This is a genomic window from Paenibacillus auburnensis, from assembly GCF_927798115.1.
Classification (GTDB): Bacteria; Bacillota; Bacilli; order Paenibacillales; family Paenibacillaceae; genus Paenibacillus_AQ; species Paenibacillus_AQ auburnensis.
The window spans coordinates 1-15111 of record NZ_CAKMMG010000013.1 but is presented as its reverse complement, the minus strand read 5'-3'; the positions used below and the strand labels follow the sequence as shown (position 1 = coordinate 15111).

Here is a 15111-nt window from a genome sequence, read left to right as displayed (position 1 = left end):
TGATTGAAAATTCATAAATAAAGGTTGGAATAATCATTTTTCAATCTAAACTAGGGATGATATAATAAAGTAAGCGCTTCCGAAGTGAGTGTCTGTAAGGAACAGGAGATAAACAACGTAAGGTTGTTCATATCGCGGCACATGTCCTGGAAAGATCACTTTTAAGGAAATTCTTTTTGACTCTATGCTAAACGTTTAACTTGAAGGCCGGGTTAAATGGATAGACATACAAATTCAAGCTAATTTCGAAGGGAGATCAGAAGCAATGAAAACAGGAAAGAAACTTGGGGCAGGTCTTATCCTCGCTGCATTGGTAATGAGTGCTGCTGGATGCGGGGACAATGAGACAAATACTGCATCACCTGGATCAGAGCCTGCCAAAACACCTGGAACGTCTTCTGAAAAGGTCAAGATTGTTTACTCCATGTGGGGAAGTGCGGCTGAAGGAAATACAACTCAGGCAGTGGCGGACCGGTTCAATGCTTCCCAGGATAAAATCGAGGTGGAAGTGCAGGCGATTCCCTGGGAGAACTACATGACAAAGCTAAATACGCTTGCAACAGCCGGCCAGTTGCCGGATACAGGGATGCTTAAAGAGGATGGAGTTATTCAATGGTCCTCGGAAGGCATGCTGAACGATGTAAGCGCCATGTACGAGGGAAGCGACAGCAAGCCACTGGATAGCCTGGCCTACAAATATAAGGGAAAAACCGTTGCTTATGCTGCTGCCAATGAAATTCTCCTGCTCTATTACAACAAGGACATGTTTGATAAAGCGAAAGTACCGTATCCTCCGGCTGCCCTGGATCAGGCATGGACATGGGATCAATTCGTAGAAACCGCCAAAAAACTGACTAATGACAAGAACGGCAAGCATCCCGGCGAGGATGGCTTTGATTCACAGAGCATCGTCCAGTATGGCGCCTCTGTCGAGAACCTTCCGTGGCAGCTGGAAACTTGGGCACTCAGCAACGGCGGAGGGTTCTATTCCGAAGATGGTACTGAGGTTAAGGTTGGGGATGACGCCAGTGTTGAAGCGATTCAGCGGGTTGCTGATCTGTACTTGAAGGATCATGTTGCCCCGCTGTCCGTCGGACAGACCGATGATGGGATTCAGCGCACCATTATTGCAGGTACTGTCGCTATGGCTACAAATGGTCAATGGAATGTAGGAACCAGTCTGAACACGGCAAAAGAAGAAGGATTGAAATACGGCGTAGCTGTACTGCCCTACATGAAGGATAAAGTTACCATCAGTACAGGCGGCGCCAATGTTGTCTTTTCCCAGACCAAACACCCCAAAGAGGCTATGGAATGGCTGAAATGGTATAACTCCGAAGAAAACAACTGGGATCTGATCTCATCGGGCATTTGGATGCCGACTCTGGATAAATGGTATAAGGATGAAACGCTCACCCGTAAATGGGTTGAGAATCCAAACTTCCCTCCGTATGACGAATACAAGTCTGCCGTTGTTGATTATGCGCAATCCTCTGCCGCCAAACCTGCAGCATGGTTCTATACGAACTATACAACGGACTTCAACACGTTACTCGGGTCGATACTGGGGGATGTCTGGACCGGTAAGACTACCGCCAAGGATGCTATCTCCAAAAATCTTGATGCTTTGAAGGCGGCTCATACAGGCAACCAATAACAGACAGGGGGATGACCGCTGACACTCTACAAGCGGCGGTTATCCTCTAAACATGAGGTGGGGAGCGAAGTATGGAAACCATTAATAAACAGCAAAAGCGGCGTTCCCGAATTTTTTCAGCCGAGGCACGCGTTGCTTATATATGTTTGATTCCTGCTTTTCTAGGCTTAATCTTTCTGACGTACTTGCCCCTTGTCGGGGTGCTGGGAATCAGCTTGACGAATTGGACCGGATTAAAAAGCCCCGTGTTCATAGGCTTTGATAATTACATCAAAATCTTTACTACCGATCCTTACATTAAGGACTCCATCATCTCGACGATCTACTACGCGGCTCTGTCTGTAGCCGGAAGCATGATTTATTCCTTATTTATTGCGCTGCTGCTGAACCGTAAAATTCCGGCGAGAGGTTTTTTTAGAGCCGTGTTTTATGTGCCGTATGTGCTGCCTGCTGCAGCAATCTACGTAGGATGGTCGTGGCTTTACGAGGGGAACTTCGGATTCTTTAACTACGTCCTCTCTGAACTGGGACTGAAAAAAATTCTGTTTATCGCTGATTCCAGCTTTGTGGTTCCTTCCCTCTCGATGATTTCGGTTTGGCTGGCGGGGAATCTGATTGTTATCTTTTTGGCGGGGCTGCAGAACGTTCCGGCTGTATACCATGAAGCAGCGGAAGTGGATGGCGCTGGTGGCTGGAAACGCTTTCGCCACATCACCCTGCCATGTATGACCCCGATTATTTTTTATAACCTGCTGATGAGTCTGATTGCCAACCTTCAAGTCGTAACACCGGCGCTTGCGTTAACCAATGGCGGCCCGGGCAACTCTTCTCGGTTTTTAACTTATCTGATGTATGACCAGGCATTTGTAAATTACAAATTAGGTTATGCCTGCGCAACGACCCTGATTATTTTTGCTATACTGGCTGTCTTTACTACGTTGTTATTTAGGACGTCGGGCCGGTGGATCTACAATGAAGGAGGCGACGACAAATGAGCGTGGCAGCATACGGCAGGCTAAGAAGCAAGAAACGCAGAAACAGAACAATGAACCTTATAACTTTTGTCGTCGTCGTTTTATTTGCCATCCTGGCCATTTTCCCGATTTGGTGGATTTTTCGCACCTCGCTGATGACGAATGCTGAGATTTACAAATATCCGCCCTCGCTAATACCGGACCATTGGCTATTTTCCAATTATGAGAAGACGCTGAAGGTATTTAAATTCTGGAAGTACTTATGGAACACCATGGTGATTATCGTCCCTTCCTGCCTGGCAGGTACATTTACGGCTACGTTGTGCGGTTATGCTTTTGCAAGGCTGCGCTTTCACGGAAAAAGCCTAATCTGGGCACTATGCGTAGGGTCCATGCTGCTGCCTGCCATGGTTACACTAATTCCGCTGTATATCGGCTGGACGCGGGGTCTGGGCTTCAATGACAGCTACTGGCCTTTGATTCTGCCGTATTTCTGCGGGGGCGGTGCGTTCAATATCTTTCTGATCCGCCAGTTTATTATGTCCATCCCGCGGGAGCTTGATCAGGCAGCAACCATTGACGGTGCCGGTTATTTCCGTATTCTGTTCAGCATTATCATGCCAGCTATAAGGCCGGCTATGATCGTCGTTGCGTTGTTTATCTTCATCGGGCTATGGAATGATCTGCTTCAACAGATGATTTACATTAATTCTAGCGATAAATATACGATAGCCCTTGGACTTACCAATTTTAGAGGCCAGCTAAAAAGCGACTGGTCGTTGACGATGGCGGCAACATGCCTGTCCTTTGCACCAGGCGTCATTTTCTATCTGATTGGTCAAAGGTATTTTGTAGAGGGTATTACCCTTACCGGCTTAAAGAATTAGATCGTTCCCCTTGTACTAAGAACATTGATAAGACTACATGTATACAGGAGGTTATGATGACCATGATTTTAAAGAAATTGAGGCCGCTTACGATCTCAATGCTGCTGGTATTTCAGACGCTGCCTCTGGGGGTCAGCGCAGCGCCCTTGACGGCCGCAGTAAAGAATGATATCTCCAATGCCAGCCTTTCCGCCAAAGTCGGTGAGCTGGGACAGATCGAAGAATTATATATTAATAATAATCCTGTCAATAAACAGGATGAACCAATCAATTTTGTTCTGCCCAATACTACATCGCCGCAGAACGGCATCCAGCACCAGTGGATGGGTGAAATGATCTTTTCTTACCGTACCGGTGCCAGCGAACAATTCCCTGACAACAGGGAGGGCTTTGTTGAAGTGGATACCAATAAAACACTGGCAGCCGGGGGATCCACCGGGTATTCGACCATCAATCCGGATAACCCCTTTATAAACAAAACGGCTTCATCCGACGGGAAAAAGGTAGAAGTCAATTATATCGGACAGAACCTGGACTCTACGGCCGAGCGGGTCATGAAGGGTTTTGACGTAAAGTCTGTATTTGATATGGAGACAAACGACGGTTCAATGCTGTGGGAAATTACCGTAAAGAACAAAAGCAAGGAGTATATTGAATTCGGTGATATCGGCCTGCCTATGCCTTGGAATAATAAATATCAGACATTATCGGACACCTATGATGACCGGGTGACTGTGCATAATTTTGCCGGTGCCGACAGTGGTTATTCCTATGCTATCCGTACCAGCGGTGAAGGGAATTTCATGCTGTTTACCCCGGTGCCGGAAAGCGGCGCGCGTATCGAATATGTTGATTATTGGATGCATGAAGAAGGAGAACAGCGTTCTGCGAATACCTTCTCGAACTGGACGGGGGACAGCGGCGGCTGGTATCCGGGGCTGAATGTTCTGTATATCCACTCCAAAGACATACAGAAAACCGGCCGCGGATACTTTACCGATGCTTCCAGCCTGGTGCTCGGACCGGATGAGGAAAAGACGTACAAGTTCAAATTCTCAGCGGTACGTGCAGGGGACAACACGCCGCAGGACAATGCCCAAAGTCCGAATAACAGTTCAACTTCTATGGAAGACCGGGAGAAGAACCTCCGGTCCATCCTATACAAATCAGGCATGATAGATGCCGTAGCGCTGCCAGGCTTCCAGACAGCCATCAATATGCCTGTAAAGCTGGATCTTCACTATGACGACAGTATCGTTGACGTACAGTCGATCGATATCCAGAATGTCGGTGAGAATGATCCGTTTGACGAAGCACATATTCCGAATATCAAGCCCGGCAAGGAAAGGGAGGATATGGTCGACAATTCCCGTGCCGGCCGAGGGCTTCCGGACAGCAATTCGGACTACACAGAATCGTATAAGTTTGTGGAGACCAAGATGGTCAACGGGGAACAGCATCATATCTATTCGCTTCAGTTTGGCTCTATCGGCAATAACAGCGTTCGTGTGCAATATAAGCTGAAGTCCGGCAATGAATGGGTCGATAAATTTACCCAGTTTGAATTCAATGTTCTGGCCGAACTGGATACCACATCCGAAGCGCATTCTCAATTTATGGCCTCGCAAACACAAGACAAGGACCCGGAAAGTCCTACTTACGGCAACTATTTTGACTGGTATCTTACAAGCGGCATCGATCATAACACAAGCCACTGGGGAGATGACTGGAGCCACGATAACATCAACTTCATGACAATGAAGAACTATCTTGCTCCAAATCCGGATGAAATCCGCTCCATTGAGACTTACCTGATCGACTTTATGTGGGAACGGTTCATGAAGAATACGCAGGATAGTTATATGGTTGCGAACTGGCTCAAAGATTCCGGGTCATTCACAGATAAAGACAAGCCCTATACGCGGGCATTCTCTGAGATCATGGAAGCTACCGGATTTTTCAACATGTATCGGATCCAGAAAGCATATCCCAATCTGATAGAGTACCGGGAATCGCCGCAGTTCTATCTGGAGAAGGCTTATAACATCTACTATAACCGTGTCTCCAGCGGAGCCATCGGATTCTATGGTGAACAGCAGATCCCGGATATGATTGAAGCCCTGAAAGAAGAGGGAATGCAGGCCGAATCGGCGAATCTGCAGCAGAAATTCGCCCTAGACAAGGGACGGAATATAACTTATGCCAGTTATCCTTACGGTTCGGAATTTGAATACGATAATACCGGTGAGGAAGGGGCCTATGCAGCAGCCAAGGCACTGCGGACTTACTATCCTGAAGACGGGCGTGCAGGTGCGGCCGAGAAAAGTATGGAAATGGCAGACTGGAAAACCCGTGCCATGCGCGGTATTCAGCCTACCTGGTTCCATTACTCTGTGCCGGTCTTCCGTGGCGGTGAAGGCTGGTGGAATTTTCAATATACAGCGTCTTTAGCAGGATACATTATGGATGACTGGCTCCGCTATGAGGAGGATGACAGGTCCTTGGAGCAAACCGCAATCGCGCAGCAGCGCAACTATGCGGCGAAGATTTCGAACTTCAATGCCGTCAATATGGGGCAGATCACAGCAAATTCTGTAGGCAGTACCTCCTGGAGATATTCTATGTATAAAGGAGGAACTGGCACCAAGGATGTATACGACGGGGGCTCCCGCGTTATGCACAACGGCTGGAATGATTTCTCCGGTGAATCGGAGGAAGGCCTCTATGGTTCCTTGCTCAGTATCAGTTCCGATATTGTCACAGATCCGGTATTCGGGCTGTTCGGATATGGCGCCGTGGTCACTGATGGAGGCGGCAGCTACCACATTACGCCAAAAGACGGTTTCGGCAAGCGGATCAATCTGATCGGCGAGAAAATCTACCTGGAACTGGAAAGCGATAAAATTGAAAGCGCGCAAATTCAAAAGGACGGCAAGGGCTTTACCCTGCAGCTTCTGAATTCTGCCCAGAAAGAGCATGCTTCCCGGATTACTTTTGACGGGGCGGGCATGGAGAACGGCTATTATAACATCAAGCTGAATGATGAAGCTGCCGGACAGTTCTATGTAAAGAACAATAAAGGCGTGGCTATGTTCCAAATGGACAGTGCGAAGAGTGCTGAATTGACCATTCAAAAGTCAGCTGCCGGTGAAAATGAAGCGCCGCAGATTACGGCAGAGACGGCAACCCAAAATCCGCAGGCACTGGTTCCGTTCATGCTGAATGGTATTGTGACCGATGACGGTGCACCGGAGGGGATGCTGACCTACAAATGGGAGGTTGTCAGCACTCCGGAAGGCGGGAAGCTGAGCTTCAATCATCCGAACGCAAGCATTACACAGGCTACCGGGACAAAAGAGGGCTCCTATACGGTTAAGCTCAGCGCGAGTGACGGGCAGAAAACCGGCTCCGGCCTGGTAACCTTCCAGCTGGCCGCCCCCCCGGAAAAGCAGCCGCCGGTCATCGGCCAAGTGACTGCGGCCCAGGATACTGCCAATAACAGTATTGTGGTATTGTCGGGCGAGGCAACTCCTGATCCTGTGTACAGTGCGGCAGAAGAGCCTAAGTTGACTTATACATGGGCCGTTAAGCAAAAGCAAGATGGCGCAGGGGACATCTCTTTGGTAGACGGCGACAAAGCAGCAGCCTATGCGCGTGTAAGCAAGGCAGGCACTTATGTATTTACCTTCACCGCGGCAGACGAAGATAAGATGGCGAGCAAGGATGTAACGATTGAGATCAAGGAAGACACCGTTGATACCTACCGGGCACTCAGCGTAGTGACCAAGAAGGGTACGGCCCCGGTACTTCCCGGAGTAGTGAATATTCTATCCGATGACGGATATAGCGCAGGGGAAATTGTCTGGGAGGCCATTGATCCGGGCAGCTATACAAATACAGGTGAATTCGAAGCCAAAGGTCTAGTCAAAGGCAGTGATCTGGAGGTTCGGACCACCGTATATGTCGTGAATACAGGACTGCAAAATGCTGCGCCGACAGCCAAAGCGTCTGCCAGCTTCTCCGGCGGCGACGGGTATCCAGAGGCGATGAATAATGGCATCGAACCCAAAAGCTCGGCGGATTTCTCGCCGAACCGCGGTGCAGCAAACAGCGCATGGCATAACTGGGGAAGAGAAGGAGATCCGGCATGGGTCACCTATGAATGGGATCAGCCCTTCCTGGCCTCTTCCATGGATGTCTATGTCTTCCAGGACGGCGGAGGGAACTTCCGTCCGAAGGATATGCAGCTTATGCTCCGCAGTGAGGACGGGAAATGGTATACCCCGCGAGCCTTGAAGGGACTTGGCAATGAACTTAATAAATACAATACAACCACCTTCGAGCCTGCATATATTACAGGCGTCCGTATCGACATGAAGCCTTCTGTTAATGGCTGCGGTATTCTGGAATGGAAGGTATACGGATATACAGGCGCGGTAGATAAGTCAGAGCTGGTCAAAGTGTATAACTATGTAAATACACTAAATGCTTCGAACTTTTTAGATCCGGGTCTGGCACCGATCGATGCTGCGAAGGCGGAAGCTTCCGCTGTGATCAAGAATATGAATGCCACAGACGAAGAAATTACCCGGGCGCTTGAGAAGCTGCTGAGTGATTTGACTCTGCTGAGTCCGCGTGATAAGAATATGGCATTTCTGGCGAATACATCTTCCAGCTACACCTCACCTTGGGAGAGTCTGTCAGCGGTAAATGACGGGAAGAAGGATAGCGGAAACATCCCGCATTGGGGAACATGGGGCCATGAAGGTGCAGAGGAATGGGTGCAATATGAATGGCCGCAGGGTGCTGCCATTCAGAGCTCAAATCTGGTGCTGTGGTCTGATGGCGGCGGTATCATGCCGCCTACCAAATATGTATATTCCTACATTCCAATCAATAGCGTTACCAATGAATGGGTAACAGCGGGTACTGTAACTGAAGGCATCAAGGTAGTTGACCATAATCCGGCGGAATCCTCGAACTCGTATACATTTGATTCAGCGCTGGAGGTTAAGGCGCTGCGGGTTACCATGACGAAGCAATCACCGGCAGGCGACAACGGTGTTGGCATATGGGAATGGGAAGTTGTCCATGCCGCATCCAATCCGGTCCGGCCGGCACCGGTAACTCCGGCCGGGGTTGCACCGGCAACCCTTCATGGAGCCGATGGTAAGTTAACCGGAGTGACAAAGGAAATGGAGTACAGGAAGGAAGGAACGGAAGAATACACTGCAATCACAGGAACCGAGGTTACAGGTCTGACCGCCGGCAAGTATTATGTCCGGTATATGGGGGACGGTTCACTTAGTGCCAGCCTGGATAAGGAAGTTATCATTCCGGAAGGGCAGACACAGGAGCAGGCGGCACCGGATTCAAGCCAATGGGTGATCTCGCACGCCAATTCGGACACCGGGACAAAGGGGATTATTGAAGGCGTAAATGACACTATGGAATACCGGAAGCTGGGTGATGAGAACTATGCGCCTGTAACCGGTACAAGAATCGATAATCTGGAACCCGGCAGCTATCAAATCCGGTATGCAGCAGTAGAGGGGCTCCAGGCAAGCCCGCCGGTAACTGTGGAGATTCGTAATGAAGCTAAGGAAGACAGAGAGGCCCCAGTAGCGGATGGCCTGGTTATCACGCCACCTGCAGCAGCAGGCGGAAACGACGGAAAGATTGAAAATGTGACTGCCGATATGGAGTACCGGAAGGTAGATGGAGGCATGTACCTTCCGGTCAGCGGAACTAGTATTGAAGGTCTGGAGGCCGGCAGTTATGAGCTCCGGTATGCAGAGACAGCTACCAGCAATCCCAGCCCTGCTATCATTATCGTGGTCCCTGATGGTCCGGTTGTTGACCCGGGTGGTCCAAAGCTTGAAGAAGTGAGCGGAGCAATAGTGACAGCTGGTGATGGACAATTAACCATTACATGGAGGAATCCGTCATATGAAGGCTTTGACCATGTCGTTGTAACAGGAGCAGGGATCACTACACAAAATATCGGCGGGGGAAGCAGCAGTGCAACCCTTACCGGGCTAACCAACGGAAAGAACTATACATTCACTCTGCAGACGGCTGATCAGGCAGGCCATCTTTCCGCAGGTGTTCAAGTAAGCGGTACGCCTGCGGCACCTGCACCAACTGCAACGCCGACTGCAACGCCGACTGCAACACCGGATCCAACCTCTACACCTACACCGTTGCCTACTCCAGTATCAACGCTGGCTCCTGTAAGCGTCAAAGTTGAAGGGCATACGATTAAGGTTGAAGTGCCGAAGGCGGATACAAAAACCGGCATAGCCAAAGCAGCACCAATCCGTCAGGAGGACATCAATAAAGCGCTGGAAAAGGCGCAAGCAGACAGCGGTAATGTCAAGACTGTCAGAGTGGAAATTCCAAAAGCGGAGGGAGCAAGTGCCTATGCGGTGGAGCTTCCAGTAACTGCGCTAACTTCGGATAAAGCCAATATTAAAGTGGAAGTTGTTACTGAAATCGGTACAATAACAGTACCTTCCAATATGCTGATGACCGCAACAACGGGTGCGAAAAGTGTTCAATTGATAATCGGCCGGACCGATACTTCAAAGCTTAATCCTGACACAAAAGCGATGATCGGCAGCAGACCTGTTATTGAATTGACTGTCCAGATGGATGGATTGGCAGCAGCAGTAAATAACCTGAATGCACCGGCAGAAATTAAAATACCTTATACTCCTGCAGCGGATGAGCTGGCCAACTCTCAATACCTTGTTGTTTGGCATATGGATGCAAACGGCAAACCCGTTCAGATCAAAAATGCCGGATACGATGCTGCTCAACAAGGAATGGTATTTACCGCGATGAATACCGGCCAATATGCAGTTGTTTACACCAAGAAGAGCTTCAGTGATGTATCTAAGGATTCATGGTATTCGGCAGCGGTTGAAACGATGGCCTCCAAAGGCTTTATCGACGGTACATCAGCTACAAGCTTCAATCCCGGCAACAAAATTACAAGAAGTGAGTATCTGGCGTGGCTGGTAAGAACACTGGAGCTTTCAGCAGAATTCAATACTAACTTCAGTGATATTGAGAATACTAACCCCTATTATGACGAGATCGGAATCGCCAAAGCTCTTGGAATCGCGCTGGGCTCGAAGGGCAGTTTTAATGCAGAAGCGGAGATTACAAGACAGGATATGGCGGTGCTGACCATGCGGGCCTTGCGGGCAGCCGGCAAAGTCTTGCAGACCGGTTCAGCTGAGGATCTCAAGAAATTTACAGATGCCTCAATAGTAGCAAAATACGCATCCGATGATATGGCTGCAATGGTTAAGATGGGCTTCGTTAACGGGCGGGGCAATGTCAGCCTAAGTCCTGGCGGGACGACAACCAGAGCAGAAGCGGCTCAGGTTCTGTATAAGATTTTCTTACAGCAATAATACACAGGGACAACCGATTCCAGCCGGTTGTCCCTGTGTCTATATTATAAGTTAACGGACTTAGATTCAGCGGACAGTAATTTCTCCATAATCATCACGTCAATCAATTCCCCATCCATAACACCCTGCTTTTCAAATACTCCAACCTGACGGTAACCCATTTTCTGATATAGTCCCTGGCCCCCTTGATTGAAAGGGAAAGTAAAGAGAACGATTTTATAAAACTCCTGTTCTTTTGCTGCCTTTTCTAAGGCATCCAAGAGAGTGCTGCCTACACCCTGTCCGCGATAGTTACGGTCAATGTAGACAGAGAGGTCAGCCACTCCTTTATAAGCGCAGCGGTGGGAGTAGGGATTAAGGGAGGCCCAGCCGATCACCTTCCCTTCTTTTTCAGCCACTAGAACGCTAAAACGTCCCTGGTGATCATGGAACCATGCTTCCATATAGGAGGAATCTTTCGTTTCGGTCTCAAGTGTAGCAATCCGGTCCTCAATGCCCTGATTATAGATGCGAAGGATACTTTCCGTATCCTCTAAAGTTGCGTGCCGAACAGTAAGTGTCTCCATCATCCTAATACTCCTCCTGGAAAATTACTAAGAGAAATCAGCCTTTTACAGGTGCGCAGCAATTGCTGGATTTCCCCATAGCTTCGTTGAACAGCTTAATGGATCGCAGTAAAGTTTCTACTTCCAATTCACTCATGTTCGAAAAAGCTTCATTCAGATACTCATTCATCTGTTGATCAATTGTGGCAGCGGCCGTTTGCCCTTCGGGGGTAAGAGACAGGGTATAGATTCTTCGATCAGCCTTATCAGGCGTTTTTTTAACCAGATTCATTTTGATCAAGGACTGTACCTGCCGGCTAAAAGTAGTAATGTCGGTTCCAAGTGTTTCAGCGATCTGCTGCATGGAGGGACTCTGGCTCCGGCCGATTTCATAGAGCAGATGGCTCTGGGTCGTGGAGAGATTACATCCGCCTACGCTGCAGCAGTCTTTATTCAGTAATCCTAAACGGCGGGTCATAATTTGAAATAATTCCCGTGGTGTTTCCATTTGTATTTCCACCTCATAGTTAAGTTATAAATATAAAGGTTGCAAAATGCAAGTTAATTATAAGAAGCATATTCCAGCTTGATCATATAAGCGTATAGTTATATACTGATGGGGTGAAAGGGGGACTGAAGATGAGCTTAAATATGGATGAGTTAGATGAAGTCTCGCAGATATTAAAGCTTCTGGGTGATAAAACCAGACTAACGATGATGAAGCTTCTGGAAAAGCGGGAATGCTGTGTATGCGAGCTGGTTGAGATTTTTAAAATGAGTCAGCCATCCGTAAGCCAGCATTTGCGGAAATTAAAAGATGCAGGCCTGGTAAAAGAGAACCGGAAAGGCCAGTGGATTTTTTACTCGGTCAATCCAAACAGCGTCCAGCATGAACTGATTCAGAATCTGATAGCCTTCGTTCCTTCACAAGATCATCAATTGGAAGAGCTCGAAAAGAAAGGTTTAAGAATTTCATGTGATTAAATGGAGGTTAGCGGATTGGTTTCGGTATTTTTAGCAAGTTTCATTTTTGTTGTTACCTTAATATTTGTCATTTGGCAGCCCCGGAATTTGTCCATTGGCTGGTCAGCCTGCGGTGGGGCAATCATCGCTTTGCTTGCGGGTGTTGTCAGCTTTGCCGATGTTAAAGATGTCACCTTGATTGTGTGGAATGCCACTCTGGCCTTTGTAGCAATTATTCTGATCTCTTTGATCCTTGATAAAATTGGTTTCTTCGAGTGGGCTGCCTTACATATGGCCATAGCTGCCCGAGGCAACGGAACCCGGATGTTTGTCTATGTCGCCATTCTTGGGGCCATTGTATCCGCGTTTTTTGCCAATGACGGTGCGGCGCTCATCTTAACTCCGATTGTGCTGGCGATGGTCCGTGCACTCAATTTTGATGAGAAAAAAGTCTTTCCGTTCATCATTGCCAGCGGGTTCATTGCAGATACTACGTCTTTGCCGCTGGTTGTAAGCAATCTGGTTAATATCGTATCGGCGGACTTTTTCGGGGTCACCTTTATGGAATACGCTGGCCGGATGCTAATGCCTACTTTGTTTTCCTTGGGGGCAAGTATTCTGGTGCTGTACTTCTTTTTCCGAAAAAGCATCCCTGTTAAATATGACAGCTCGGAGCTGAAAAATCCGCAAGAAGCAATCAAAGATAAGAAAATGTTCAAGCTATCCTGGTGGGTACTGGCGGTTCTGCTGGTTGGATACTTCATTAGTGAGTTCCTGAACATTCCGGTATCCGTGGTGGCCGGGGTTATCGCAATCTTTTTCCTGCTGATGGCAAGAAGAAGCCCTTACGTTCCTACGATGGAAGTGGTGAAGGGGGCGCCTTGGGCAATTGTATTCTTTTCCATTGGAATGTATGTTGTCGTGTATGGTCTGCGCAATGCAGGGCTGACGGATGTCCTTGCTGATGTGATTCAGGCTGTTTCTGATCAGGGGCTGTTCGCTGCAACGATAGGGATGGGCTTTATTGCCGCTGTGCTCTCTTCAATAATGAATAACTTGCCTACTGTGATGATCGATGCTCTGGCTATTGATGCTACGCATACGTCAGGACTGATTAAGGAAGCTTTGATATATGCGAATGTCATCGGTTCTGATTTAGGTCCGAAGATTACACCAATCGGTTCACTGGCCACCTTGCTGTGGCTCCATGTGCTGTCTACCAAAGGGGTGAAAATATCCTGGGGAACGTATTTCAAAACAGGTATTATTCTCACGATTCCCACGCTGTTCATCACACTGCTCGGATTATATATAACCTTGATCCTATTTTAAAACCAAAGGAGATTATCAATCATGGATAAGAAAAGCATTTACTTTTTGTGTACAGGGAATTCCTGCCGGAGCCAAATGGCTGAAGGCTGGGCTAAAAAATATCTGAGTGACGAGTGGAATGTGTACAGTGCAGGCATTGAAGCTCACGGTCTGAACCCTAAAGCCGTACAGGCTATGAATGAAGTGGGTATTGATATCACCGGTCAAACCTCTGATATTATTGATCCCCAGCTGCTTAATAATGCAGACCTCGTGATTACACTATGCGGAGATGCTGCTGATAAATGTCCGATTACACCGCCAAAGGTAAAACGCGAGCACTGGGGATTTGATGATCCTGCCAAAGCGCAAGGGACGGATGAAGAGAAGTGGGCTGTCTTCCAGCGGGTGCGTGACCAAGTGGGCGAGCGCATTAAGCATTTTGCCGAAACCGGAGAGTAATTGAAGTACGACAAAGACATAGGGGAGAACTATAATGGCGAATTATCACGAGCTTATTCCAGGTAAAGTATATATTGGCGGAGAAAATGCACTGCTTGAAGCTCTTCAAGAGCAGGAGATTTCGGATGTGTTTGACTTAAGAGATAACGGTACGGAGGCAGAAGGCTTCCCTGCTAAAGTAACGCGTCATCATTTTCCGATTGTAGAGGATGAGAGCGGCCAGGAGAATTCAGTTCAAGCAGCGATTCAGGCGGTTACAGCAGCAGTAAATAACGGAAAAACCGTGTATTTTCATTGTGCGGGTGGACGTAATCGTACAGGGACGGTAGCTACGGGAGTTCTCTTGGAGCTTGGTTTGGCTTCAACGGTGGAAGAGGCAGAAGCTTTGGCAAAAGAAAAACGTCCGGATATTAATATCAAGCAGGAAATGCGTGATGTATTGCAAGGGTTTTATCCGTCTAAATAATTCAATTTATACATTAGAGAAAGACTATTTCCCGTGGGAGATAGTCTTTCATTCTTTTCCGCGTTTGGAAAGTTAGGCTCTATATCTTGTCTTCATTTGTATTCAGCGAATTCTGCGGATCGTATTTTGAGTGAAGTTTAAATTTATAGTTGCATTATCTTGATTAACATGATATATTATTAATCTAGTCGCTTTTGTTGCGGCTAAACAGTAGAGAATTTGATCTTTGAAAACTGAACAACGAGTGAGTATCGGAAATCACTTCGGTGAGATCCAAAACTGATGATTTTTACAGCGTCTAGTACGCTTTAGAAATTCATCTTGAGAATGCAAATTCTCGTCAGATGTTTCAAAATGAGCAATCGCTCTTTCTAAATACCAATTTGGAGAGTTTGATCCTGGCTCAGGACGAACGCTGGCGG

General features: G+C 47.8%; 10 protein-coding genes. 8 read left to right on the top strand and 2 right to left on the bottom strand.

All coding sequences use genetic code 11. The features are described from left to right. Nucleotides 1–265 precede the first annotated feature (265 nt). The 4 genes from L6H70_RS26450 (at nucleotide 266) to L6H70_RS26435 (ending at nucleotide 10942) form a co-directional block, all read left to right on the top strand. On the top strand, nucleotides 266–1657 hold the full coding sequence (locus tag L6H70_RS26450; RefSeq protein WP_236337225.1) for an ABC transporter substrate-binding protein: 1392 nt from the start codon (nucleotides 266–268) through the stop codon (nucleotides 1655–1657). A 71-nt stretch (nucleotides 1658–1728) separates the two neighbouring features. Beyond that, nucleotides 1729–2652, top strand: a complete 924-nt coding sequence (locus L6H70_RS26445) for a carbohydrate ABC transporter permease (protein ID WP_236337224.1) — start codon at nucleotides 1729–1731, stop codon at nucleotides 2650–2652. Then, complete coding sequence (locus L6H70_RS26440; RefSeq protein WP_236337223.1) at nucleotides 2649–3518, top strand: carbohydrate ABC transporter permease; 870 nt, start codon at nucleotides 2649–2651, stop codon at nucleotides 3516–3518. Before L6H70_RS26445 ends, L6H70_RS26440 begins: the two co-directional genes overlap by 4 nt. Nucleotides 3519–3574: 56 nt before the next feature. After that, entirely contained in the window at nucleotides 3575–10942 is a 7368-nt protein-coding gene (locus L6H70_RS26435; protein ID WP_236337222.1) for a DUF5695 domain-containing protein, read from the top strand. A 44-nt stretch (nucleotides 10943–10986) separates the two neighbouring features. On the opposite strand, the gene L6H70_RS26430 is transcribed toward L6H70_RS26435, so the two are convergent. Both L6H70_RS26430 and L6H70_RS26425 read right to left on the bottom strand, forming a co-directional pair. Further along, the gene (locus L6H70_RS26430) at nucleotides 10987–11508 is read right to left on the bottom strand and encodes an arsinothricin resistance N-acetyltransferase ArsN1 family A (RefSeq protein ID WP_236337291.1); all 522 of its coding nucleotides are present in this window, start codon (nucleotides 11506–11508) and stop codon (nucleotides 10987–10989) included. Nucleotides 11509–11545: 37 nt separating this feature from the next. Beyond that, complete coding sequence (locus L6H70_RS26425) at nucleotides 11546–11995, bottom strand: MarR family winged helix-turn-helix transcriptional regulator (protein WP_236337221.1); 450 nt, start codon at nucleotides 11993–11995, stop codon at nucleotides 11546–11548. 131 nt (nucleotides 11996–12126) lie between these two features. Between L6H70_RS26425 and L6H70_RS26420 the strand changes: the two genes are divergently transcribed. From L6H70_RS26420 to L6H70_RS26405, 4 genes are read left to right on the top strand one after another with little or no spacing between them, the layout of a single operon-like run. Beyond that, on the top strand, nucleotides 12127–12471 hold the full coding sequence (locus L6H70_RS26420) for an ArsR/SmtB family transcription factor (protein ID WP_236337220.1): 345 nt from the start codon (nucleotides 12127–12129) through the stop codon (nucleotides 12469–12471). A gap of 15 nt (nucleotides 12472–12486) precedes the next feature. Next, the gene (locus L6H70_RS26415; RefSeq protein ID WP_236337219.1) at nucleotides 12487–13782 is read left to right on the top strand and encodes an arsenic transporter; all 1296 of its coding nucleotides are present in this window, start codon (nucleotides 12487–12489) and stop codon (nucleotides 13780–13782) included. A 21-nt stretch (nucleotides 13783–13803) separates the two neighbouring features. Continuing rightward, entirely contained in the window at nucleotides 13804–14223 is a 420-nt protein-coding gene (arsC, locus tag L6H70_RS26410; RefSeq protein ID WP_236337218.1) for an arsenate reductase (thioredoxin), read from the top strand. A 34-nt stretch (nucleotides 14224–14257) separates the two neighbouring features. Beyond that, entirely contained in the window at nucleotides 14258–14689 is a 432-nt protein-coding gene (locus L6H70_RS26405) for a protein-tyrosine phosphatase family protein (RefSeq protein WP_236337217.1), read from the top strand. Nucleotides 14690–15111 lie beyond the last annotated feature (422 nt).